Raw genomic sequence first — 23,499 nt, 5'->3', positions numbered from 1 at the left:
TATTGTTTCAGTTCCACAGGTAGACGCACATCAATCTTTAGACTTATCTTTCTGAAACCTATCTTTTTCCTTTGATGAAGAAATATTAGCAATTCTCAGTGATACCCAACTTTGAGAAAATATTATTAACAATGCTTTTCTGGAAATGCGCTCTCATGGCTGGAAGAGTGCATTTTTATTGTGAATTTACCCTCAATTAAAGGGTTATTTTAAATTTAGGAAATGATTTAAGGCAAGAACGACTTTTGGGGGCCATCGTCTCACGGTTTTCACCCAATCAATATTTTTATATCGGGGATCAAGTCCAACTACAGCCACCCAATTACTTTCCGCTTCTCCGGGTTTTCCCCTATCCCATAAACAGGCGGTTAATGCGGCTCGCATATCGGCAAAATTGGGATATTTCCGCACTAAATTTTTCATGATTTTAATCGCTGCTTCTGGTTCTCCGACTTGATATAATGTTAAAGCATAATTGGCACGGGCAAAGGAATAGTTTTTATCTAAATCACTGGCGGTTTGATAATCTAAAAGAGCCTGTTCCCATTGTCCTAATCCCGCTTCAGCATTCCCTCGATTATTATAGGCGATCGCATCCTTGGGGTTTATTTCTAAGACTTTATTATAGTCGGCGATCGCTTTTTCCCATTCTCCTAATCCTTCATACGCTACTCCTCGGTTTAAATAGGAATCAGGAAAATCAGGTGCTAATTCTAGGGATTGATTATAATCAGAAATGGCTTCATTAAGTTTATGTTGACTAACTCTAACATTGCCTCGGTTACTCCACATCGCCGGATTTTCGGGATATTGATTAATAATTTCTGTCCAGTAGGTTTCTGCTTGAGCAAATTCACCCCCTTGAGTGGCTGTAAACGCTTGCTGAAGCATCGTATCCAAAGTTGAAGACAGGGGTAGATTTTCGGCCCCCAGAGGGGTGACATTTCCCCAAGTCAGGACGAGGATACTCAATAATAGAGTTAAAGTCAGACAGAATTGGCGAATTTTAGGCATGAACTGAAATAAGCAAGCTGAAATAACACTATTGTACTCAAAGGGGGGGTAAAATCCTGGCTTAGGGATGGGGTGGGCTGTGTTTACACACCCTATGAGGAATTTTATCCTGTTCAGTACCATCTTGTGAGACAATAAGATGTTAACTCTTAAATGAATAAAGGTTTAACAAGACAATATGGTCGCTAAAATTCAGTTTTCAAGAGGTATTGATGAAGATGCAATTCCTGATGTCCGCCTAACTCGTTCACGAGATGGGAGTCAAGGAACAGCAACATTTTATTTCCTCAATCCTAAAGCATTAGCGGATGATTCTACGGAAGAAATCACGGGAATGTATCTGATTGATGATGATGGGGAAATCGTAACCCGTGAGGTTAAAGCTAAGTTTATTAATGGAAAACCTACGGAAATTGAAGCGACTCATTTAATGAAATCTCCCGAAGAATGGGAGCGTTTCATGTTGTTTATGCAGCGTTATGCAGAAGCGAATGGGTTAGAATTTAGTAAATCCTAATTTCTCAGGAGTTAGAAGTTAAATTCTATAAGAAATAGAAAAAGTTTGGCTTCTAACTTCTCATCGGTGTTGTTCTGGATCTACAGTTTATGAATTCCAAGGTTCCTCATCCAGATATTTCTGAAATTCAGGTTAATTGTGCTGTAATTACGGTGAGTGATACTCGGACTTCAGAAACGGATAAAAGTGGTCAATTAATTCAGCAGTTTTTACAAAAGGAAAATTATCCTATTCTGCATTATCAAATTATTAAAGATGAACCGACGGAAATCACAAAATTATTAAAAACCCTGTGTCAAATTCCTGAACTGGATGCTTGTATTTTAAATGGGGGGACTGGAATTTCACCACGAGATACCACCTATGATGCCATAGAAAAATTATTAGAAAAAACCTTACCGGGTTTTGGGGAAATTTTTAGAACCTTAAGTTATGCTGAAATAGGCTCAAGGGCGATGGCTTCCCGTGCTGTTGCTGGAGTTTGTCAAGGAAAATTGATCTTTTCGGTTCCAGGGTCTTCTCATGCGGTGAAATTAGCAATGGAACAATTAATTATACCGGAATTATCCCATTTAGTTAAAGTCTTAAATCAATAGAAACCGGGTTGATAATTAACCTGATAAACTCAATTTTTGTGTCATGAGATGTTTTTCTTTTAACTTGTCTCTTAATTTCTGAACAGGTACTTGAGCGTGATTTTTTGTTTGAAAGTTAAGCGATCACTACCGATCTCTGTTCCTGTTATATTGTACGTTGGAAACTTTTTTATCTTTTTCGCCAGTAGCAATAGATGAACTTCTGTTCTGTTCCAAATGGGGTTTTGTGAGTTTCATTTGTGCTATCGACTAACTCAAAATCATTTCTAAACTGCTCATGCAGACTATCAAGACTATATCTGACAACCTCCAAACCACTGCAACGATTGGGGCCATCGAGAGCAAAAGTTGCTATAATCATGTGACCGCCCGGTTTAACGCAGTGCTTGACAGTATCCAGATAAAGCTGACGATCTTGAACGTCAGTCAGAAAGTGAAATACAGCGCGGTCATGCCAAATATCGTAGAAATGATGAGGTAAGTGGACTTGCCTGATGTCAGATTCTAACCAAGTCACAGAATTAGCACGAGAGCCGAGTCGTTTTTGCGCTACCTGAACTGCCTCTGCTGAAATGTCGAGAACTGTGACGGCACGAAAACCATCGGCAAGCAGGTCATCAACCAAAGTTGAAGTTCCACCCCCCACATCAATAATATACCCGGCTTTATCTACTTTAGTCCGCTTGATAAACTCAAGGGATAACTCCAAGTGTTTCTGAAACCAACTCACCTCAGTTGAGTTCTTTGTGGTGTAAACTTTTTGCCAATGTGCTTGGGTGTCCATTCTCTATTTATCGGTTCGCAATATTAATTTCTCCTCCAGTATAACAACAGGAAACGAAATTAAAAACAGAAAAATTAATGTGCTATCAAATACCAATTATCGAGATACAGGTTTAACCTGCTCTAAAAAGTGTTGTAATTCCTCCCCTTCAATCACTTCTGTTTCCAATACTTTTCGAGCAATTTCATCTAATAAGTCTCGATTGTAATTCAAAATCGCTAAAGCTTTTTGATGAGCATTATTAACAATATCTTTCACCTCATCATCAATGGCTTCTGCGGTTTTTTCACTCATGGGACGGCGAAGATTAGCATCAGCATTGCCTAAAAAATTATTAGCTTTGGCTTTTTCATAAGCTAAAGGCCCCAAAGCTTTACTCATGCCATAATTGAGTACCATTCTTTCGGCTAATTCCGTAGCCCGTTGTAGGTCATCCGATGCGCCATTGGTAACATTTCCAAAGATTAATTCTTCAGCAGCCCGTCCCCCTAATAACATAGCAATTTGTTCGCGGAATTCAATTTCATCCATTAAAAAACGGTCTTCCGTTGGCATTCTTAAGGTATATCCTAACGCTGACATTCCCCTCGGTACAATGGAAATTTTTGTTACCTTTCCCCCTCCCGGCATTAACGCCCCAACAATGGCATGACCGACTTCATGATAAGCCACAATTTTCTTCTCTTTTTCATTTAACACACGACTGCGTTTTTCTAACCCAGCAACCACCCGTTCAATGGCTTCATAAAAATCCTCTTGTTTCACGGTTTTTCGTTGATTTCTAGCCGCTAATAAGGCAGCTTCATTGACTAAATTTGCTAATTCTGCCCCTCCAAAACCCGGCGTTCTTGTTGCAACCGCGTGTAAATCAACATCCGTTTCTAATTTAACTTTTTTAACATAAATGTCTAAAACAGCTTTGCGTCCGGCTAAGTCGGGTCTGTCTACTAAAACCTGTCTATCAAAGCGTCCAGGACGTAATAATGCTGCGTCTAAAGCTTCGGGACGGTTAGTCGCGGCTAAGACAATTACTGTTGCATCTCCCATTCCAAACCCATCCATTTCTGTTAATAATTGGTTTAGGGTTTGTTCTCGTTCATCGCTACTCCCGCTTTGGAAACTGCCACTACTTCTGGATTTACCAATGGCATCTAATTCATCAATAAAAATAATACAAGGAGCTTTCTTTTTCGCCTGTTCAAATAAGTCTCGAACTCTCGCCGCTCCGGTTCCCACAAATAACTCAATAAATTCCGAACCAGATATACTAAAAAAGGGAACTCCGGCTTCTCCCGCTACGGCTTTTGCTAATAAGGTTTTTCCGGTTCCTGGGGGGCCGACTAATAACACACCTTTGGGAATTTTAGCTCCAATTTCGGTAAACCGTTGGGGATTTTTTAAGAAATCTACAATTTCTGCTAATTCGGTTTTGGCTTCGTCTACTCCGGCGACATCTGCAAAGGTAATATTATCCGTTTGACCTTTAACAAAAACTTTAGCTTTACTTTTATTAATCGATAATGATCCTTGGGGATCTCGTTTCATAAAATATTGAAACGCCACGACTAAAATTAAAGGGGGAATCACCCAATTTAAAATAACACTTAACCAACTTTGTTTCGGGGGTGGAGAAGCGGCAAATTCAACTCCTTTGGCTTCTAAACGTTTGGGAAGTTCTAAATCAAAAATCGGGGTGGTGGATAAGATGCTTTCAGGTTGATTATTGTCTGCTTTGATTTGGTAAAGGATTTCGTTTTCTCCGACTAAAACTTTTGAGACTTTACCATCTTCAATTTGTTGGATAAAAAAACTATAGGGAACTTTAGGAAAACGAGGACGAGTCAGTTGAGGAAACAACCAATTTCCGATTAAAATCACCCCGGCTGAGATTAATAAAATCTGGGCAACTTTTTGAGAACTGGGTAATTTAGGTCTTCTTTTAATACTCATAAAATTTTGTTCTGGTTTGCTCTGGTCGTTCTCGTTAACCTCGTTTCTAGGTAGAACCTAGAAATGCTAATAGGGTGGCTCTGCCACCCTTGTTCCAATCGGATAATCTGTTTAGAGACAGAGCCTCTGATGAGCATTCCCTAGTAGAACCAGGGAACGAGGGGGGTATAGATCAATTATGCAATCGCGGCGGGAATTTTACCGTCATACTTAACTTGATTTAACAAATGTTGCAAATCGTCCCCTTCAATGACTTCCGTTTGTAAGATTTGTTGGGCAATTTGCTCCATTAAATCTTTATTTTGATTCAGGATATGTAAAGCGGTTTGATGGGCTTGTTCAACCAGTTGTTTCACCTCATCATCAATGGCTTTTGCCGTTTCATCACTGACATAACGGCGAGGATTCATCATCATATTATCGCCGAGAAAATTGTTTTGTTGACCTTTTTCATAAGCCAAGGGCCCTAATACTTTACTCATGCCATAACTGGTAACCATCCGTTCAGCTAAATCCGTCGCCCGTTGTAAGTCATTGGTAGCCCCTGTGGTAATACTTCCAAACACAACTTCTTCGGCTGAACGTCCTCCTAATAAGGTGGCAATTTCGGCTTTCATTTCTTCTTCACTGAGTAAGAAACGGTCTTCGGTTGGCAGTTGTAAGGTATATCCTAATGCAGCCATTCCGCGCGGCACAATGGAGATTTTAGCGACTTTATTTTGACCGGAAACTACTGCGCCAACTATAGCATGACCGACTTCATGATAAGCCACAATTTTCTTCTCTTTTTCATTAAGAACACGGGATTTTTTTTCTAATCCCGCAATCACCCGTTCAATGGCTTCTGCAAAGTCCGCTTGACTGACGGTTTCCCGTTTATTTCGAGCCGCTAATAAGGCAGCTTCATTAACTAAATTGGCTAAATCTGCACCCGCAAAACCGGGGGTACGAGTAGCGATCGCTTTTAAGTCAACATCCGCCCCAATTTTTACTTTTTTAGCATAGATTTCTAAAATTAGTAACCGACCGGATAAATCAGGACGATCGACTAAAACTTGACGATCAAATCGACCGGGACGTAATAACGCTGGGTCTAAAGTTTCCGGGCGGTTAGTAGCGGCTAAAACGATCACCGTTGCTTGTCCAGCAGCAAACCCATCCATCTCGGTTAATAATTGGTTTAGGGTTTGTTCTCGTTCATCATTTCCCCCATACATTCCGCCACTGGAACGGGATTTTCCAATAGCATCTAATTCATCAATAAAGATAATACAAGGGGCTTTCTTTTGGGCTTGTTCAAATAAATCTCGAACTCGCGCCGCCCCTGCACCCACGAACAATTCCACGAATTCTGAACCCGAAATGCTAAAGAATGGAACACCCGCTTCTCCAGCTACGGCTTTTGCTAATAAGGTTTTTCCAGTTCCAGGAGGGCCGACTAATAACACCCCTTTGGGAATTCTTGCCCCAATTTGTAAAAATCGTTGGGGAGTCTTCAGAAATTCCACCACTTCTTCTAATTCGGTTTTGGCTTCTTCAACGCCTGCTACATCTTTAAAGGTGACTTTTGTAGCATCATTTTCTACATAAACTTTTGCTTTACTCTTACTAATGGAAAGTGCACCCTGTGGCCCTCCAATTCCTCCCCCTCGGCTTTGTAAGAATTGTCCGACAGCGAGCCAAATTCCCACAAAAATTAAGGGAGGAACTACCCAACCAATTAAACTAGAAAACCAAGTATTCTGAGGAGGAGGTGCAGCCGCAAATTCAACTCCTTTGGCTTCTAACCGTTTGGGTAAATCCAGATCAAAAATCGGAGTTGTTGATAGGATTTGTCCCTGTTTTTCCTGTTCTCCTTTCACTAAATAGCGAATTTGATCTTGACTGAGATAAACTTGAGAAACTTGCCCATCTTCCACTTGTTCAATAAATAAACTATAGGGAACACGAGGAATTTGTGGCCCGAATAATCCGGGTAATGTCAGGTTGGCAATTAAGAAGATTACACCCAACCAAAATAAAATGCTTCCGATGGGAAGATTTCGAGGAAATTTAGGTTTGTCTTTTACACTCATGGTATTTAATTAAAGGTTGACTCATTAAAGGCGTACAGTTTCAAATCAGAGAACGTTCATAATTTAGTTGATTTTAATGGACTTTTGGGATAAACCTCAGAAATAAATGTTCAGGCGACCGGGTAGAGATTCGGTTTAAGGTTGATACTAATCTCTTGTGCCTCCTGTCTGCTTTCATATTGGCATAATCCCATGTTTCTCTGTTCCTGTAAGGCTCTCCTCGATGATCTATAATTTTTACCATAGCGTGATTTCCCTAATCGGTGGGGTGAGGGCAGGCTCATCAAAGGATCGTTTTTTGGCACTTGACAAGAGTGAACACAGGATCATCTATTGGGCATGATTGTCCGTACAATTACTGTTGTAAAAATAGACTAATTATTGGGTTTTTATTAAAAATTACATCAATTTCTTGACTTAGATTTAATTTTGTATCAAATTAGAAGATAGGATTCTGGCTAGTCAGAGGAGATTAAAATGCCAACGATTAATTCAACGTGGGATGACTTAATCACCCAATGCGACGGACGATATTTGACCAATGCAGAACTCAAACCTCTGCATCAGTATGTTCAGACCTTAAATGCTCGAACTAAAACCTATGAAGTGTTACGGGCAAAATCAGCAGGTTTAATCAAACAAGCTCTGAAAAAATTCATGCTGTCTCATCCAGAAATCATGCAAAAGCATTCCAAACGCTGTGTTTATGATATGTCGATGACGATGTGTTTGATGTCTGTCGCTTTGTTACGCGATGACCCTCACTTTTTTAAGGAATCTTTAATGTTGTGGCTGGCTAATATTTTAGCCGCCCATGAGAAAAATACCCAGTGCCTTCAAGCTTATACCTATCTTCAAGAAACTCTACAAGAACAATTACCCAGTGTATGCAATCAGTTATTAAAACCTTATATGGACATTGTTTTAGAAGTCTTAGATACTCCCCCTAAACTGATGGCAAATGTTCAACGAAGCGGTGTTTAAAACGGATTGATTATTAATTTTTTTCAGGGTGTTCCTTCGTTTCCAGCCACAGGAATGAGATTTTCAATCCTCATACAATAGTAGGTAAATTCAGGCTAATTTGGAATATTAATGCACACAGGAGTTTAATTTATTTATGACGTTAACTCAACCTGTAACGACTCGTCATGATGCTTCCCCAGAAGAACGAGAATTTGTTTTAAAACAGATTTATCAACAAGTGTTAGAGCGGCAATTATATGAGTCTGAACGGAAGCACTTAGCTGATTTAGAAAAAGATTTTATTAAGGGAAAAATAGGGATTCGCCATTTCTTAAAAAGTTTAGCAGTTCGTCCGATTTATTTAGAGCTTTTTTATGAAAATAGCTCTAATATGAAATTTATTGAAAATGCCTGTAAACATTTTTTAGGACGAGCCCCAAAAAATAATGAAGAACTGCATGAATGGGATGATATTTTAGTTCGTCATGGGGTTGGCGCCCTGGTTTCAGAGTTAGTTGATTCTGAAGAATATCGGAAATCCTTTGGTTATTTTACCATCCCCTACTGGCATGAACATCGTTATGAATCCGCCAGTGAATATATCGAAAATGAAAAGCTCGGTCATGAACACGCCGGACAAAGAGGGTGGGCAATTCCGACCCATTATCAACATGAATTACACATCGACTGTGATGGGGGAACTTGTGTTCGAGAGGAGGATAAATTTAAAGTTCAACAGGTATCACCTATTGAGGAAGTTTTAGATTTATCCACCGATACCAAAATGACACCTAAGCATATTCAACGGCTATCTCTGTGTGTCAAAGAAATTACAGAAATTCTGTCATTATATCCTCAACCTGTCACTCCCAAAGAGATTGAAACTGACCTTCAACAAAAGGTCTTGGAGTATGTTAGTATCACTAACGCTAATTTACTCTTTAAAAATTAACAATAGGGTGGGCTTTGACCCACCTTGGATGATGATTAAAATTCTGCAACTAGCGATCGCATCCATTTAATCAGATTTTCAATCAGTTGCGGATCTTGGGGTGAAAATTGTTGAAATTGATCAATCGGTTGATTTGTGATCAAAGCGATCGCACCTGCAAAAGTCTTAAGTTGATTGATAAAAATTTCACTAAATTTTTGGGGATTTTCTGATAAAGATTGACTATCATAAAACACTAAAACAACCGTGCGATCGCTTTTTAATAAATCCCAATACGCTTGTAATTCTATCATGGTTTTTGGCGTTCCCTCTGCATAGGTCAGACACCCACCTTTTACCATTTCTGTATAAATTTTACTGCTGGGATTATCAGGATCAATAAAAGTATTGCTATCAATCAAAATTGGCAGTATACTAGCGTTCAGATTCGGTTCAGTTTGTATTGAATTCGTCAAACTTTGAGCTAGATTTTGCAAAATTAATTTTTGCATTTCTATATTAACCTTAATTCCAGTTATTTCTAACATCTCTGGATGGGTAGTTATGGGTTGACGATGCCAAGCTTGATAGAATTCAGCATAGCTCATATTTTGAGCGCAATTCCAAAGCACTTCTTGAATTTCAAGGTCATCATCAAGACTGAAAAAATGATATTTACGGCTGGATAGATAATATTTTGAAGTAGAAATAACTTCAGGATAAACTTGGTTGCTGCAAATCTTGATTAATGCTTCTTTTAAAAAATAGTCGATTTCTTGGTCTAGGCGAATCATAGATAGTAAAGTATTGATGATTTCTAGGTTAATACAACCCATTTGCGTTAAATTGTTTACAGCATCAATACGATTTAGTTCATCTTCATTCTGATCTTGTGAAACAGCCATCAAAATTTCCACAGCTTTTAAGTTACCTGGATCAATTTTTCCTAATTGTATTGCAGTATTAAAACAAGTTTTACTATCATTTGTATTAATGATTTCTTCGGTCAAAACTTCAACGGCTATTGGGTTACTGCTATTTTTACCCACTTCTCCTAATAGATTGATCACAAATTCTTTCTTCTTATCATCTTGACTATTGCGAAGAATTTGGCTGAGGGGTTCAATTACCTGCGGATATTGAATTAAATAATCTTTCAAAATTTCATAGTTAGAAAAATCTCGCTCTTCCGTGTCTAAAGTCCAGAAATCATCGGTTTCTTTTGGTGCTTCTTTAGGGCAATATTTATCAACTAAAATTTTAACAGCCCTGAAAGTTTGATGATTAATCTTAATACTTAATTTTGCAGTTTCCTCTTGAATCCATGAGTCTTGACTTTGATTCATCAATTCTGTTAGGGTTGCTATAGCCTCAGCGCGTTTAATATCAAATTCAATTAACTTTTCAGCCACATCATAACGAAGTTCCTCATTTTGGCTATTTTCCATTAAGTTAGTAAGAATTTCAATAGCCACAGAATCATCCGAGTTAAATTCTAATCGTTTTAAAGCGACTTGAAATTGCTTGGATTCTGAAGGATTAGAGTTAATAAAATTAATTAGGTCTTCATCACTGATTGGATCATCATTTTGTTCATCAGAACTTCTGGCTGCATAATCAGGATCAATTTTTTCCAAAAGTTTAATTAACCGAAAACGTCCAGATTCTGTGATATTTTCCAGAGTCAAAAGATTCTGGATAAAATCAATCATAATAGAGTTTCGATAACCAAACTGTTCTAAAACTGACAGCAATCCATCAAATATTTCTTGTTTACGCCCTCGTTGTGAATTTTTAATTCCCTCTCTAAAGCGTTCGAGTTCATCATTGTATGCAGGAAGACGAGAAAAACTTTCGTGAAGATCTGTTGATAGATTATCTTCTATTTGTTTTACTTCTGTCTCAAGTTGTTTCGTTGTTTGTTCATAAAGCTCTATATAAATTTTCTCCATGAAATTTAATAAATCTTTAATAGAACTAGGGGCTAATTTTCTGAGAGTTTTCAAGTAAGGAAGTAAAGTATATTTAAAAAAATCTCTATTGTTTTTATTATTTTCTAAATCTCTTTTTAACCATCTTATAAAAACATCATGCTCAGGATCAACCTTTCCTAAACTATAGGTGATATCAGCAAGAATACTTGATAATTGTTCTGCTTTTTTTGGGTTATTTTTTTGAACCTGTAAATTTTCTAAACCTTTTTCAAGTAAAGCATGAACTGTATAAATATAATCGGTTTCTTGCAATAATGAACGGGCTGATTTTTCTAGCCAATAGGGATAAGATTGCCATTTATTATTGTTAGAATCCCAAGAACAAAACCCATAGTTAACAAGTTGATCAAATAGGTTTTCTGCTTGACTAAAATTCTTAAATTCTGCCACTCCCAAAGCTGCAATAAAGTGAGCTTGAAACCGATAATAATTGTCACAATTATCTTGAAATACTATTAATTTTTGGAGAAATTCTTCTTTCTGAGGGGTAGCAATATCTTCACGACCTAACCACAAGAGAAATACCTCTTTCCACTGCTTTTCAAAAATTCGATAGTTTTTACCTGAAATCGGTTGAGGATTTTGATTGTTATGTTCACGGGGTAAGAAATAATCCCAATCTTCAATTGCTAAAGCTGCAAAATATTCCTCAAAGGTGGGATGATAAAACGCATAGACTTTTTCCCCTGGATTTTCTGACGCTACACCCACCCGATTTAACCATCCTAAAGTTAAAGCTAAATCAAACAACTCTGGGTCAATCTGATTAAAGATTTGTCGCACAAAACTTTCTCGTAAGCGAAAGCGAGATTGAAATTGATCAATTGCTGTTAAGGCTAATTTTCCTAAAGCAGAATTCAATTTTTGTCTTTGCTGATAAGTTGTGCGGGTTTTATTCCACTCATAATGTACTTCGACAAATTGACGATAAAGTTCGGCTTTAGTTTCGGGTAAATTTCCTTCCTCCTTTTGCCAAGTCCAACATAATAACACTAACCGCAGGGGATTTTTAACTAAATCACAAATCCGTTCTTTTCCAGCTTGATTTAAAGCGGTGTCTAATTTTTCTCCCCGTTTAGGATTAATCCCTTGGAAAAAATTTTCAATAAAATTATGAATTTGCTCTCGATTAAAATTTAAGTTTCGATAAATATCAAACTGGAAATTATAAAGTTCATTGCGGTTTGCTTCCCACAGGTTTAACCGACAAGTCAACACAATCCGCGCATTTTTAATCCAACCTTCTTTTAATTGGGTTGCGAGGGTTTGTAAGGGATAATCAACCCCCATTTCATCAACCCCATCTAATAATAGCCAAATTTTACCGTCTTTTAAACTTTTATTAAAAGCATCTTTTATTTTTTGAGGAGGATTTTCCAAGTCTTGGGTTGCATCCCTTAACCAATCTTCTAAAATATACTCTCGCAGGGATCTTTTTCCTAAGTCAGCTAAAGAAACCCAAACGGGAATTTCATCGGTTTCTACTAATATCCATTCGGCAATTTTTTGTAATAAAATTGTTTTTCCTGCGCCCGGTTCGCCAATAATTGCAATTCGTTTTCCTTTACTTTTACTTTTTCCTTGTCCTAAAATTTCTTCAAAGAACGTATCTGAACTAATGGGAGTAATCTTTTCTTGATAAATTTCGCTTCCTTGTTCGGGTGAACCTTGATTTTTATCCCGTTTAGGTCGTTGTTGACGTTCTATTAATCCTAAAGGAACATAAATGTCTTCTCGTTCAAATTCTAAACCGTCTCCTCCGGTTACAATATTAGAGGTCATCCGGCTATATTGCTCATAATCTGTGACAGTAGACCATGCTTTTTTAAATAAAGCATAACCAAAATCAAAATTTTCAGCAAATTCAGGATCGTTAGCTTTTAATTCTTCCAAGTGTTGGCGAAAGTCACTCATCGTTATTTGGACTCCTTTCTTTTCAAGTAATCTTTTCTACGCTGTTTAGCTAATTTTTTTTCTGGTAAGGGTGTTTCTCCTGTTTTTTTAGCAAACCCATTTGTCAAAATCATTAAATTATTCGGTTCTAAAAAATATATAAACCTAAATCCATTTGCCCCGACTTTGATTTCCCATAGATTATTGATTAACGGTTTCAAAAATTTACCGGAAACCACCTCGTCGTCCTCAATTATACCAAAAACATAGAAAATCTTATCTTGTTGTTTTGGAGAAAGAGAATCAATAAACTTTTGAACTGGACAATTACCGGAGGCGGTTTTGTAATAGTTAATTTCTCGCATTCATAGGCTGTAACTCCTTGAGAGCATCTTATCAGCTTAAGGTTCAGGTTGTCTAGTTACCTGTAACAAATTATAGCACTTTTTTGAAACATGGACTCCTAAAACCTGGTTTCTTTAAGAAACTGGGTTTTTAATGGCCATTGTTGTTGTTTTGGTGCGTGCGCTTTGCTTACGCACCCTACGAAGATTGTTATATAATTAATATATTGTTTTGTTTGGGGATGTTATGGAAATCAAGAAATATCTTCATGCTGCTATTTTAGTGTCTGATTTAGAACAATCTGAACAATTTTATGGTCAAGTCTTAGGATTAGAAAAAGTTGAACGTCTGTTAAATTTTCCGGGGATTTGGTATCAAGTTGGTGAGTTTCAAATTCATTTAATTCAAGCTCAAACTGTAATTAACGATCAAGTTAATAATCAGAAATGGGGACGAAATCGACATTTGGCTTTTGCTGTTGAAGATTTAGAAACTGCGAAACAACAGTTAATGACTTATAATTGTTCTTTTCAAATGAGTGCTTCCGGTCGCGCTGCCCTGTTTACACAAGATCCTGATGGTAATATAATTGAATTAAATGAAGCATGAAAATCATTGCTTATTGTTATACTGATCCGTTGTTTGAACAACCCCCAGATCGGATAATTTGGGGATGGGAAGTGGATCGGGTTTATCAAGATTTAGGCGAAAGAGAAGAACTAGAACAATTATTGAAAGATTGTGATTTAGAACCCCCAGAATATTTATTAATTCGACGGTTAGAAGAGTTGGGAGATTCGGTTTTAGAAGTGAGCGATCGCTTACAAAAGTTAGAATCATTTCAAATTAATATTATTGCAATAGAATCCGATTTAAACCCCTCTGAAACTCCTATTAATCGGAGTGATTTAATGCAATTATTTATAGAAATTCAAAATCGCCAACGCAGTCGTCGCATTCGTCAAGGACACGCTAAAAACAGAATTAAAGCCTTACCACCACCGGGTAAAGCACCTTATGGATATCGACGAGGAAAAGACCGTTATATTTTAGATCGCAGCGTTTCTCCGATTGTTAAAGAGTTTTTTGATCGATTTTTAATTTATGGGTCTTTGCGAGGAGCGGTGCGCTATTTAGAAAAACGATATGGTAAAAAAATATCCGTCACAACGGGACGACGATGGTTAACAAACCCGGTTTATCGAGGGGATTTAGAATATAAAAATGGGGAGATTATTTCTAATACCCATATTCCGATTATATCACGGGATGAAGGTGCTCAGGTGGATCGATTATTGCGCCGAAATCAACGCCTTCCCCCCCGAACTGCGAGTGCACCGCGTTCTTTAGCAGGGTTAGTTGTTTGTGGAGAATGTCAATCTTCCCTGACGGTTTCACGAGTTACAACCTATCGTAAAGATCAAGAATATTTATATTTACGTCCTACAAATTGTCCGCGAAATCCTAAGTGTAAAGCTTTATCTTATCAAACAGGATTAGAGTTAACTATTGAACGAATTTGTCAAGATTTACCAGAGGCGGTTGCTGAGTTAAATTTACCTGATTTACAAATTGTTAAACAAGGTATGATTCAGGAGATTAACCAAAAACAGGAGATTTTGTTACAAATTCCTGATTTATTAACTTCGGGAATATTAGATTTAGAAACAGCAGAGTTAAGAACTTATAAATTGCGGACAGAAATTGCTCAATTACAAGGAAAATTAGCCCAACTTCCGCCAGTTAATTTAAAAGAAACGGCGCAAGCGGTTTGTATTCCGCAGTTTTGGTTGGATTTATCGGAAACTGAAAGGAGGTTTTATTTTCGAGAGTTTATTCAAAAAATTGAGATTATTCGAGATGGGGATCATTGGGAGTTAAAGCTAATCTTTATTTTTTAATTAAACTTTAACACAATATTGATTCCGACCTTTTTGTTTTGCTTCATAAAGGGCTTGATCAGCAATTTCTAATAACTGTTCAGGAGAAGTATTCGGCTGGGGAATTTGATAAGAAATCCCGATACTGACCGTTACAATAGAACTCACCCTTGAATACTCATGATTAATTTTAAGCCGTTGGACTTCTTGATGAATGGTTTTTGCGACTTTCAGAGCCCCTTGTAAATCCTTATTGGGAAGAATAATGGCAAATTCTTCTCCACCATAGCGAGCTACTAAATCTGTAGAATTATTAATAGATCGATCTAAGGCTTGGGCGACTAATTTCAAGCAAATATCTCCGGCGGGATGTCCATAATGATCATTATAATTTTTAAAATAATCTAAATCACAAAGCAGTAAAGCTAAGGGTTGTTGTTCCTCGATCATTTGTTTCCAAACTTGATCGAAATATTCATCAAAATGTCGGCGGTTAGCCAAACTGGTTAAACTATCACAAGAGGCTAAATTTTGCAATTGACGATTAACAGTTTGTAAAGTTTCCTCGGCTTTTTGACGAGTTTGAATTTCGTTTTGTAATTGATTATTTTGTTGTAATAATTTTTGATTTTGTGCCATTAGTTGTTGTTTTAATTGGCAAATTGTTAACTGATTTTTGACCCGTGCCAAGACTTCATCAACTTTGAACGGTTTAGTAATATAGTCTACCCCTCCGATAGAAAACGCTTTGATAATATCTTCAACTTGATTCAGCGCACTAATAAAAATAATAGGAATTTCATCGGTGTCTGGAGAGGATTTTAGCTGATGACATAACTCATATCCTGTCACCTGGGGCATTCTAATATCAAGTAAAATTAAATCGGGTTTTAAAGCGGTAATGGCGATCATTGCCATGTCAGCATTTAAGGCTTTGCGGACATAATATCCCTGTTGAGTTAACAACGCTGACAAAACCCGAATATTATCCGGTTCATCATCGATGATGAGTAAATTTCCCGGAGTTGAAAAAGTTTCATCTTGTTCCATAATTTACCATTGGGGAGTTAATGAAAGCAATTTAATTAATTGTTCTCCGGGTAACGGTTTAGAAAATAAATATCCCTGCCCAAATCCACAATTTAATTCTTTAAGGATGGCTAATTGTTCAGGTAATTCAATCCCTTCAGCAACCACACTCATATTCATGGTTTTAGCTAAACTAATAATCACAGGAATTAAGCCAACATTTTCCGATTCTAAGTTAAGACGTTGAACAAAGGATTTATCAACTTTTAGGGTGTCAACCGGAAAAGAATGGAGATAACTTAGGGAAGAATAACCGGTTCCAAAATCATCAATACTAATTAAAATACGACGTTTTCTGAGTTCTTTGAGAATGATAGCTACATCCTTATCATTCTCCATAATCGCACTTTCGGTAATTTCCAATTTTAAACAATCGGGATCAAGTTGACTTTGTTCTAACACTTGATCAATTTGTTCTAATAAATTGGGTTGAGCAAACTGTTTAACGGATAAATTAACACTGACAAATAAACGGGAATCCACTAAATTTTGTTTTTGCCAAATTCGCAGTTGATGACAGGCTTCAAATAAAACCCAATAGCCAATGGGAGTAATTAAACCTGTTTCTTCAGCAATGGGAATAAATAGACCGGGCGGAACTAAACCCCGTTCAGGATGACGCCATCGAACTAAGGCTTCAAATCCAGCAATTTTTCCAGTATTTAAATCAACAATCGGTTGATAATAAACGACTAACTCTTGTTGTTCCAGACCCCGACGTAAATCGGTTTCTAACTGTAATCGCTCCAAAGCTGCTGCGTGCATCACCGGATCAAAGATATGATATTGTCCTTTTCCTAATGCTTTAGCTCGATACATAGCTGTGTCTGCATCACGCAGTAAATGTTCCGGTTCATTATAGTCTGAATGACCGATTACAATCCCAATACTGGCATTAATAAAAACTTCATGTCGTTCTAAATGAAAAGGTTTAGAAAAAGACTCTAAAATCTGATCGGCTAATTCAATAACATGGGGAAAGTCGGGAATTTCTGTTAATAAAATCGCAAATTCGTCTCCTCCTAGACGGGCTAATGTATTCTGGGGTTTAATATAACTGTTGAGACGACGAGCAATTAAAATCAAGAGTTCATCCCCGACTAAATGTCCCAAAGAATCATTCACAACTTTAAAGCGATCGCAATCTAAAAATAACACCGCAAATTGATAATTAGGGTCAGCTTTAGATCGTTGAATGGATTGGTGTAAATCCGTCATTAATAATGCCCGGTTGGGTAAACCTGTTAGGGCATCATGGAGGGCCATTTTTAATAATTTAGCATTGGCTTCTTCAAGTTGCTGAGTCCGTTCCTTTACCCGTGCTTCTAATTCTGCATTTAAAACCCGAATTTCCAATTCTGCGGATCGTAATGCTAATTGATTCTGAACTCGTGCTAAAACTTCTTCAAATTGGAAGGGTTTAGTAATATAGTCTACTCCACCGACTTGAAAGCCTTTGACTTTATCGAGAACATCATCCAAAGCACTTAAAAAGATTACTGGAATTTCTGCGGTTTTAGCATTAGCTTTGAGATTCTGACAAACCTCATAACCATCCATTTCTGGCATCATAATATCCAGCAGAATTAAATCAGGAGCAACGGTTTGAGCCGCCGTTAATGCCATCGCACCATTTAAAGCTTTGCGTACATTGTATCCTTGACGAGTGAGCATTCGGGACAATAAATGGAGGTTGTCCGGTGTATCATCAACGATGAGAATATCTTCAGTTTTTGTTAAATCCAGGTTGTAATGATTCATTTCAATTGGCAACAGATAAGATAGGGTATAGATTGAGGTCATTCCCAATCACTACAGGTTGGAATAAAGACCTATTCTGATTGTTAATGGGTGTACTGGGTAAAGTTTCTCCGCCGGGGATGCGGGTATTAGGTAAAGTGGCTTACCTCATAAAACTGAACTGTCTCAATTCCATGAAATACAAGCCCTAATTATAACATTTTGTTAGAGCTTTACTCAATTCCTGTGGGTTTCATGTCCTGAACATTTGTGTCAAGGTTTTTGAAAAAAATTAAAGTGGAAGGGGGTCTTGTTGCTGTTCTTTTTTCAGATCTTGTTGTTGAATTTTAGGCAATTTGAATAGGACACCCACTAAAAACCAATAATAAACAGCCACTGGATCGGTATCGAGAGGATACCAATAGGGATTATAGCTAATTAAAGCAATAAAAATCCAAAATGTAATTCCATAACCCCATAAACTATGATCGATTAATTGATGATAGGATTTAAACCCTAAAATCGTAATGGTTGTCACCAAAAATAAAAAAGCAGCAACTCCAAAGGGGCCTATTTCATAGTACAATTTAGGATAATAAGCTTCAATTAATCGCGTTTTTCCTAATCCTCTGGCTGCGGTTGTTGCTTGTCCTAAACCATTGCCTAAAAAACCGCGATGGGCTTTCAAACTCAAATTCGCTTGTTTCGTTAAAAACACCGCCGGGGGATCAGCATTCCAACGTCCAATCAAGCTATCAACTCGTTCAGACATGACCTCTGGTGCGAAAATTGATGTCGCGAGAATTAAAGCCACCAACCCTACAACAATCACTAATAAGCGCTTAACCCGTGAGATATGACTGGTCGCCACTAGCAACAAAATCACAATGGATGGAACTGCTAACAAAGCTGTTCTTTGACCACAAATAATGGCATTGAGCATCACTAATGATAATGCCGCTAAACCCGTTAAACGCCACTTAAATTTGGGATCACTAAAGGCTGTTGCAAAACCAAAAAACGTGCTGGATACTAAAAACCAAGACCAATGCCAAGGTGCAACAAAGGTTCCGGGTAAACGAATAAAGTTTTCCGATGGGAAATACCCTAATGCGCCTCCCACAAAACACTTACGCTGCACATTTGCTCTCAATAATAAATGTTCAGGTAAACCGCTATTATCCGAACAATACCCCGTTATTATTAAGATAAATTGAATAAATCCTAAAAGGCAACAAATTAGGATTAAAACAACTTGCAAACGAGTTAAAAATTGTAGGTCTTTGCGAGTCCGAATTAAATAATAAGCCCCGGTAATCAGAGGAATATATCCCAGTAAAACTTTTAAGCCGAAGAGTCCCACTGCAAAGGGTTGGTTATCGACCGTAGCGTGTCGTTGTTGAACACCATTAACGGCGAAGAGAGTAACAAGGGCAATGGTGAACAAAATTAACAGGGGAATTCTAAGTTGAGGCGGAACAATAAGCGGTAACTTTTTTTGTCTTAATTCAACAATTAAACCGATTAAAGCTGGGATATAAAATCCATCTTTTGCTAAATGGAAAATAAAATGATCGTTGCCAACCCAATAAGAAATTGTCCCCGCAAAGGGTAAATAAATTAAAAAAGCCCATAACCCTTGACGGGGATATCGATAACATAAAACCAGAATCATTAGAGCAATACTGCTCAAGATTGTGGTAGTTACAGAAACCCCATTCGCAAATAGCAAGAGTCCTATCAATAAAGCGACACTAGCGACTATTGCTAAGAACCGCCAGAAATTGGTTTTTTTAGGGGAAGGCGGTTCAAGATCAATCACCGGGTATTCAAAACTGTTAAGAGCAGGGTCAGGATGACTCTGGTGTTCTGATTGTTGGGGTTGATCAGGGAAGTTGGACATTAGAATAGGTTATTGCCAACGTTGAGGAATATTGACTTCCCAAAGTTCCTGTACACGCTGTTGTTGAGGAGAGGGAAGTCGTTCAAAGGCTTGCATAATTTCCCAATGAGTATAATTAACAATCAAAGCTGTCAATTCACTCAAGGTTTCAGCTTTTAATAAAGCCGATTGCAACAATTGATGCTCGATGATGTCGAAGTTGAGGGTTTGTTCTGAAGATAAAAGTTCGATTGCCATCGTGTTCCAAAAAACAGAGCGTTACCAACTGTTGAGGGAATAAATAATCTGAATTTCTACAGGCTGGAAAGGATTATTCCCACTATAGCACCCCCAAGAAGGGTAAATGTTACCAGGGAACTGATTCCAAACCCCAGCATCCGTTTCTCAGGGGCTTGGTAATATCCCCAAGCAAATAAAATTCGTCCGATGACCCAAACTGCACCTAAACCAGCCGCCCAAATTGGACTCACCCATTCCGAAAACAACCACAGCGTCGGGAGAAACAGAACTAATTGTTCCAGGGTGTTCTGTTGGACGCGCACCACTCGCTCAAAATTCTCGTCTCCGGTCATTTGAGGGGGCATAATTTTGTATTTGATTCTGGCCCGCCCCACATTAATCGTCACAGCTAAATACAGCACCAACGCACAAGCCGTTACTAAACTAGGCCACATCGACATAACCAGAAAGTCCCTACAGTAAATCTATCTTTTCCTATCCTACCCTTAACAACCCAGGGTCAACCGCAAACCACTCCAGAGTCAACTTGTGATCTCAATCACTTTTAAACTTGCCAGTCAGTCACAGGAAATCTTCTTTCCCTGTCACGCCAAAGCTTTTGAACTATCACGACTTCATCCAAGCGCTATCACTGTCATCTTCAACCAAACATTAGATAGTTAACTCAGTCCGACGTAATGGATTAGGTCAAAATGCTGAACTTAAATTTCCCAGGTTGCACACCCGTGATGAATCAAAATCAATTAAAGCCCTATATGATTATTATCATAGAAGAAACCCATCCCTTAAATTTTAGATCATTTGTTAAATTATTGAACGAACTGCACTTAAGTTTTGTGATTGCCCCTCATCCAGATAGTGCGATTTTTCATGCGGAATATACGAATCCAGACGTGATTCTGATTCCCTTTAACCCCAACCAAGCTAATCCTCAAGAAACCTATCAAAAGTTAAAGCAAGCCAAAATTACCCAAAATGTTCCGGTGTTATGGATGAATAGTTATTCGGACTTGAATGTACAACATCTAACGTCCTTTAACTCAACCCTGGAAGCGAATAATCCCTTTACAGTCTCCCATCCTTCCTCTGGTGATTTACCGATTGATACAACGATTAAAAGTCTCAAAAATCAAATTGAAATGCAGCAAAAATTATTAATTAAATTACAAGCTGAAAACCAACATCTAAAACGTCTAGCTTCTTTAGATGATTTAACTCAATTGGCAAATCGTCGTCAATTTTATAGCTATTTACAAGAACAATCGCAGTTCTGCCAAAACGATTATCTTTCCGTGATTTTATGTGATGTCGATTTTTTCAAACTTTATAATGATACTTATGGCCATTTAGCTGGAGACTATTGTTTACAACAAATAGCCCAGGCTATTGAAACGGCAGTTCGCAGAGTTAGGGAGCCAGAACCCTATTTAGTCGCCCGATATGGGGGAGAAGAATTTGCTGTGATTTTACCTCATTTAGATCAAGAAAATGCGCGTAAAGTTGCTGAAGAAATTCAACTGCAAATTCGCTCTTTAAAAATTCCCCATCGTTCCTCTCCCATCCGTTCTTATATTACCAGTAGTTTAGGGGTTGCCTGTTCTATTCCTGGAGAAGAATCCCATTTACAAGAGTTGATTAGTGCAGCAGACAAAGCCATGTATCAGGCAAAATCTAAAGGGCGAGATCAAGTTCAAGTCACTTCAGATATTCTCTAAATATTCAAAAATAGAATAAAAAATATACCTTTAAATGGGTTAAATATATTTTAATTAATTCTATTTTAGATCTTATTTAGAGAATAATTTTAATTAAATACCCTAAAATTTTCATTTTTAACGGAGTCCCTTTTGACATTTAGTCTGGTCAACTAGGGCTTGTAAAAGCCCCCGTTACAATCGGTACTCCGATTTAACGGTGGGTTGTTGACCTTACCTATGATATTATTGTGCAAAACTTTAAATCGCGATGAATCGTTGTATTGTGATGTCTTCTGGGTTGAAAAAAGCACTTCTGACTCACCTATCCCGTAATCAGCGTTGGTTGTCAGTGGTGGCAACGGTGAGTTTATTTCCTCTGTTTGTCCCCGTTGCTCCGGCATCTGCTTTTCCGTCTTTTGTGCAAATTCGGCGACAAGACTATAGAAACTGTACTCAACAGTTAACTAACGCTGGGCTGTCTGTTGAATTGGCAACTCAAGGCTGTTCGATGGCAGCTAGGCCAAAAAATATGGGGTATTGTGTTACACAAATGCAAAAAAATGTTGCCGCCCTACCTGTAGAACAAATTTTATCAGGTTGTTTGCAAGTTCGGCGTCCCGATGAATTAGCAAATTGTGTAGTCAATATTAGCAGCAATACTAACTCATCCGACCCCTTGAATATTCTTGATAGTTGTCGTCGGAGTGTATTACCTGAAAAGTTGTCTTTTTGTGTTGTGGGCTTGATTGAAGCTAATACAAATTTAGGGGTTGATCAAGTTTTAAAAACTTGTTTAACTCCCCCTGAAAATGTTGTGGAGTTGCAACAAGACAATTCCATTGAGTTAAAACTAGATACACCCTCTCAACAGCCTCAACAACAATAAATTAACTGAATTTCAAGTGTCTTTATTTTCGGTTTCTTCGGGTGAGACCTGGGCGGGAAAAACCCGCCCAAAAGTCTAACTAGAACAGAATAATATCATCGGAATTCAAGGATGTTACCCCTGTAATTCCCTCTAATTTAGCTAGAATTCGAGAATCATTTCCTGATGTGTTATCCCCATTGCCATCATAGATTAAGTAAGTATCCGTACCATTATTAAAGGCAAATAGACTAGGGTTATTTGCAGGCAAGACATCGGTTGCAAGATTCGTTTGTACACTGAGGAGGATATTAGCTGCATCTGTAATTAAACTGGTTGATACGCTAATTTGATCACCCCCCACCTGACCCAAACCTTCAAAATTGTTAATGGAATCATAGAAACCACTGCCAATTTGAGTCGTAATTGCAGTTCCCACCGCATTAAAAGCAGTACCGCCTCCATCCAGTGCATCACTATAAATAAATAGGTCTGTTTCCCCTAAGTTACCAATGAGGCTATCCCGTCCTAAACCCCCAAACAGGTTATCTTGTCCTGCACCTCCATCGAGAAGGTCGTTTCCACTTCCCCCCGATAAACTATCATTTCCGTCATTTCCCCGCAGGCTGTCATTCCCCCCCAAACCGACGAGGGTATCATTTCCCCCCAAACCATTGAGGTTATCGCTAAAACTACCTCCCGTTACTAAGTTAGGGTTATTATCAGCAACAGGTAACAGGTTAATCGTAATATTAGCAGTGGCTGTTCCGCCTTTACCGTCACTAATCGTGTAGTTGAAACTATCCACCCCGGTATTACTTCCCAAACGAGTATACTGAACTGATGATCCCGATTGAGTCACTAACCCTTGGGCGGTGGGAGGATTATCCACTGAAGTTAACGTTAGAGCATCTCCATCGGGGTCACTATCGTTATCTAAGGGAGAAATCGGGAATTGGATACTATTATTGGTGAAAATTGGGCCATCGGTAACAGCAACAGGTAAATCATTAACCGCCG

The 23,499-nt window shown here is 38.0% G+C and carries 20 protein-coding genes; 8 read left to right on the top strand and 12 right to left on the bottom strand.

Annotation, left to right across the window (positions count from 1 at the left end; translation table 11 throughout):
* Positions 1-204: 204 nt before the first annotated feature.
* Positions 205-1,014, bottom strand: coding sequence for a tetratricopeptide repeat protein (locus tag IQ236_RS22225; protein ID WP_193871305.1), 810 nt, complete (start codon positions 1,012-1,014; stop codon positions 205-207).
* A gap of 178 nt (positions 1,015-1,192) precedes the next feature.
* Here IQ236_RS22225 and psb28 point away from each other — a divergent pair, with 178 nt between their 5' ends.
* A complete protein-coding gene (gene psb28 / locus IQ236_RS22220) occupies positions 1,193-1,531 on the top strand; it encodes a photosystem II reaction center protein Psb28 (protein WP_193871304.1) in 339 nt (112 codons plus the stop codon).
* A gap of 89 nt (positions 1,532-1,620) precedes the next feature.
* Positions 1,621-2,127, top strand: a complete 507-nt coding sequence (locus tag IQ236_RS22215; RefSeq protein ID WP_193871303.1) for a MogA/MoaB family molybdenum cofactor biosynthesis protein — start codon at positions 1,621-1,623, stop codon at positions 2,125-2,127.
* A gap of 169 nt (positions 2,128-2,296) precedes the next feature.
* Here IQ236_RS22215 and IQ236_RS22210 read toward each other — a convergent pair whose 3' ends face one another.
* From IQ236_RS22210 to ftsH4, 3 genes are all read right to left on the bottom strand, one after another.
* Entirely contained in the window at positions 2,297-2,911 is a 615-nt protein-coding gene (locus tag IQ236_RS22210; protein WP_193871302.1) for a class I SAM-dependent methyltransferase, read from the bottom strand.
* A 96-nt stretch (positions 2,912-3,007) separates the two neighbouring features.
* Positions 3,008-4,861 (bottom strand): ATP-dependent zinc metalloprotease FtsH, encoded by a 1,854-nt coding sequence (gene ftsH / locus IQ236_RS22205; RefSeq protein ID WP_193871301.1) that lies wholly within the window; start codon positions 4,859-4,861, stop codon positions 3,008-3,010.
* 176 nt (positions 4,862-5,037) lie between these two features.
* Positions 5,038-6,936: an ATP-dependent zinc metalloprotease FtsH4 gene (gene ftsH4, locus IQ236_RS22200; RefSeq protein ID WP_193871300.1), complete on the bottom strand. Its 1,899-nt coding sequence runs from the start codon at positions 6,934-6,936 to the stop codon at positions 5,038-5,040.
* 477 nt (positions 6,937-7,413) lie between these two features.
* On the opposite strand from ftsH4, the gene IQ236_RS22195 reads away from it, so the two are divergent.
* Both IQ236_RS22195 and IQ236_RS22190 read left to right on the top strand, forming a co-directional pair.
* Positions 7,414-7,920 (top strand): globin family protein, encoded by a 507-nt coding sequence (locus IQ236_RS22195; RefSeq protein ID WP_190523103.1) that lies wholly within the window; start codon positions 7,414-7,416, stop codon positions 7,918-7,920.
* Between the two features lie 136 nt (positions 7,921-8,056).
* Positions 8,057-8,854: a phycobilisome rod-core linker polypeptide gene (locus IQ236_RS22190; RefSeq protein ID WP_193871299.1), complete on the top strand. Its 798-nt coding sequence runs from the start codon at positions 8,057-8,059 to the stop codon at positions 8,852-8,854.
* 35 nt (positions 8,855-8,889) lie between these two features.
* Here the strand turns inward: IQ236_RS22190 and IQ236_RS22185 are convergent, their stop codons facing one another.
* Positions 8,890-12,741, bottom strand: coding sequence for an NACHT C-terminal alpha/beta 1 domain-containing protein (locus IQ236_RS22185; protein WP_193871298.1), 3,852 nt, complete (start codon positions 12,739-12,741; stop codon positions 8,890-8,892).
* 2 nt (positions 12,742-12,743) lie between these two features.
* On the bottom strand, positions 12,744-13,085 hold the full coding sequence (locus tag IQ236_RS22180; RefSeq protein ID WP_193871297.1) for a type II toxin-antitoxin system RelE/ParE family toxin: 342 nt from the start codon (positions 13,083-13,085) through the stop codon (positions 12,744-12,746).
* Between the two features lie 226 nt (positions 13,086-13,311).
* On the opposite strand from IQ236_RS22180, the gene IQ236_RS22175 reads away from it, so the two are divergent.
* Together IQ236_RS22175 and IQ236_RS22170 are read left to right on the top strand one after the other, a co-directional pair.
* Positions 13,312-13,674 (top strand): VOC family protein, encoded by a 363-nt coding sequence (locus tag IQ236_RS22175; protein WP_193871296.1) that lies wholly within the window; start codon positions 13,312-13,314, stop codon positions 13,672-13,674.
* Positions 13,671-14,966 (top strand): recombinase family protein, encoded by a 1,296-nt coding sequence (locus IQ236_RS22170; protein WP_193871295.1) that lies wholly within the window; start codon positions 13,671-13,673, stop codon positions 14,964-14,966. Before IQ236_RS22175 ends, IQ236_RS22170 begins: the two co-directional genes overlap by 4 nt.
* On the opposite strand, the gene IQ236_RS22165 is transcribed toward IQ236_RS22170, so the two are convergent.
* The 5 genes from IQ236_RS22165 to IQ236_RS22145 form a co-directional block, all read right to left on the bottom strand.
* Positions 14,967-15,995: a GGDEF domain-containing response regulator gene (locus IQ236_RS22165; RefSeq protein ID WP_193871294.1), complete on the bottom strand. Its 1,029-nt coding sequence runs from the start codon at positions 15,993-15,995 to the stop codon at positions 14,967-14,969. It abuts the gene before it with no gap.
* 3 nt (positions 15,996-15,998) lie between these two features.
* Positions 15,999-17,795, bottom strand: coding sequence for a putative bifunctional diguanylate cyclase/phosphodiesterase (locus IQ236_RS22160; RefSeq protein WP_193871293.1), 1,797 nt, complete (start codon positions 17,793-17,795; stop codon positions 15,999-16,001).
* A 271-nt stretch (positions 17,796-18,066) separates the two neighbouring features.
* Positions 18,067-19,677, bottom strand: a complete 1,611-nt coding sequence (gene hpsL / locus IQ236_RS22155) for a hormogonium polysaccharide biosynthesis protein HpsL (protein WP_193871292.1) — start codon at positions 19,675-19,677, stop codon at positions 18,067-18,069.
* 9 nt (positions 19,678-19,686) lie between these two features.
* Positions 19,687-19,914, bottom strand: coding sequence for a hypothetical protein (locus IQ236_RS22150; protein WP_193871291.1), 228 nt, complete (start codon positions 19,912-19,914; stop codon positions 19,687-19,689).
* A 56-nt stretch (positions 19,915-19,970) separates the two neighbouring features.
* On the bottom strand, positions 19,971-20,357 hold the full coding sequence (locus IQ236_RS22145) for an MAPEG family protein (protein WP_193871290.1): 387 nt from the start codon (positions 20,355-20,357) through the stop codon (positions 19,971-19,973).
* Positions 20,358-20,609: 252 nt separating this feature from the next.
* Here IQ236_RS22145 and IQ236_RS22140 point away from each other — a divergent pair, with 252 nt between their 5' ends.
* Together IQ236_RS22140 and IQ236_RS22135 are read left to right on the top strand one after the other, a co-directional pair.
* A complete protein-coding gene (locus IQ236_RS22140) occupies positions 20,610-21,632 on the top strand; it encodes a GGDEF domain-containing protein (protein ID WP_193871289.1) in 1,023 nt (340 codons plus the stop codon).
* Between the two features lie 250 nt (positions 21,633-21,882).
* The gene (locus IQ236_RS22135) at positions 21,883-22,500 is read left to right on the top strand and encodes a hypothetical protein (protein WP_193871288.1); all 618 of its coding nucleotides are present in this window, start codon (positions 21,883-21,885) and stop codon (positions 22,498-22,500) included.
* Positions 22,501-22,579: 79 nt separating this feature from the next.
* Here IQ236_RS22135 and IQ236_RS28265 read toward each other — a convergent pair.
* The coding region (locus IQ236_RS28265) for a calcium-binding protein (protein ID WP_193871287.1) at positions 22,580-23,499 on the bottom strand (920 nt) is incomplete at its 5' end.

The sequence above is a fragment of the Planktothrix mougeotii LEGE 06226 genome (assembly GCF_015207485.1).
In the GTDB taxonomy this organism is placed as follows: domain Bacteria; phylum Cyanobacteriota; class Cyanobacteriia; order Cyanobacteriales; family Microcoleaceae; genus Planktothrix.
The sequence above is the reverse complement of the archived record's forward strand: the minus strand, read 5'-3'. Positions and strand labels throughout refer to the sequence as shown.

What these genes read in the sequence shown, in the direction of transcription:
- IQ236_RS22150 (WP_193871291.1), bottom strand. Translation starts at nt 19,914, where the DNA reads ATGGCAATCGAACTTTTATCTTCAGAACAAACCCTCAACTTCGACATC.
- IQ236_RS22190 (WP_193871299.1), top strand. Translation starts at nt 8,057, where the DNA reads ATGACGTTAACTCAACCTGTAACGACTCGTCATGATGCTTCCCCAGAA.
- IQ236_RS22185 (WP_193871298.1), bottom strand. Translation starts at nt 12,741, where the DNA reads ATGAGTGACTTTCGCCAACACTTGGAAGAATTAAAAGCTAACGATCCT.
- IQ236_RS22135 (WP_193871288.1), top strand. Translation starts at nt 21,883, where the DNA reads ATGAATCGTTGTATTGTGATGTCTTCTGGGTTGAAAAAAGCACTTCTG.
- hpsL (WP_193871292.1), bottom strand. Translation starts at nt 19,677, where the DNA reads ATGTCCAACTTCCCTGATCAACCCCAACAATCAGAACACCAGAGTCAT.
- IQ236_RS22140 (WP_193871289.1), top strand. Translation starts at nt 20,610, where the DNA reads ATGCTGAACTTAAATTTCCCAGGTTGCACACCCGTGATGAATCAAAAT.
- IQ236_RS22165 (WP_193871294.1), bottom strand. Translation starts at nt 15,995, where the DNA reads ATGGAACAAGATGAAACTTTTTCAACTCCGGGAAATTTACTCATCATC.
- IQ236_RS22170 (WP_193871295.1), top strand. Translation starts at nt 13,671, where the DNA reads ATGAAAATCATTGCTTATTGTTATACTGATCCGTTGTTTGAACAACCC.
- IQ236_RS22145 (WP_193871290.1), bottom strand. Translation starts at nt 20,357, where the DNA reads ATGTCGATGTGGCCTAGTTTAGTAACGGCTTGTGCGTTGGTGCTGTAT.
- IQ236_RS22225 (WP_193871305.1), bottom strand. Translation starts at nt 1,014, where the DNA reads ATGCCTAAAATTCGCCAATTCTGTCTGACTTTAACTCTATTATTGAGT.
- IQ236_RS22160 (WP_193871293.1), bottom strand. Translation starts at nt 17,795, where the DNA reads ATGAATCATTACAACCTGGATTTAACAAAAACTGAAGATATTCTCATC.
- IQ236_RS22175 (WP_193871296.1), top strand. Translation starts at nt 13,312, where the DNA reads ATGGAAATCAAGAAATATCTTCATGCTGCTATTTTAGTGTCTGATTTA.
- IQ236_RS22195 (WP_190523103.1), top strand. Translation starts at nt 7,414, where the DNA reads ATGCCAACGATTAATTCAACGTGGGATGACTTAATCACCCAATGCGAC.
- ftsH4 (WP_193871300.1), bottom strand. Translation starts at nt 6,936, where the DNA reads ATGAGTGTAAAAGACAAACCTAAATTTCCTCGAAATCTTCCCATCGGA.
- IQ236_RS22180 (WP_193871297.1), bottom strand. Translation starts at nt 13,085, where the DNA reads ATGCGAGAAATTAACTATTACAAAACCGCCTCCGGTAATTGTCCAGTT.
- psb28 (WP_193871304.1), top strand. Translation starts at nt 1,193, where the DNA reads ATGGTCGCTAAAATTCAGTTTTCAAGAGGTATTGATGAAGATGCAATT.
- IQ236_RS22210 (WP_193871302.1), bottom strand. Translation starts at nt 2,911, where the DNA reads ATGGACACCCAAGCACATTGGCAAAAAGTTTACACCACAAAGAACTCA.
- ftsH (WP_193871301.1), bottom strand. Translation starts at nt 4,861, where the DNA reads ATGAGTATTAAAAGAAGACCTAAATTACCCAGTTCTCAAAAAGTTGCC.
- IQ236_RS22215 (WP_193871303.1), top strand. Translation starts at nt 1,621, where the DNA reads ATGAATTCCAAGGTTCCTCATCCAGATATTTCTGAAATTCAGGTTAAT.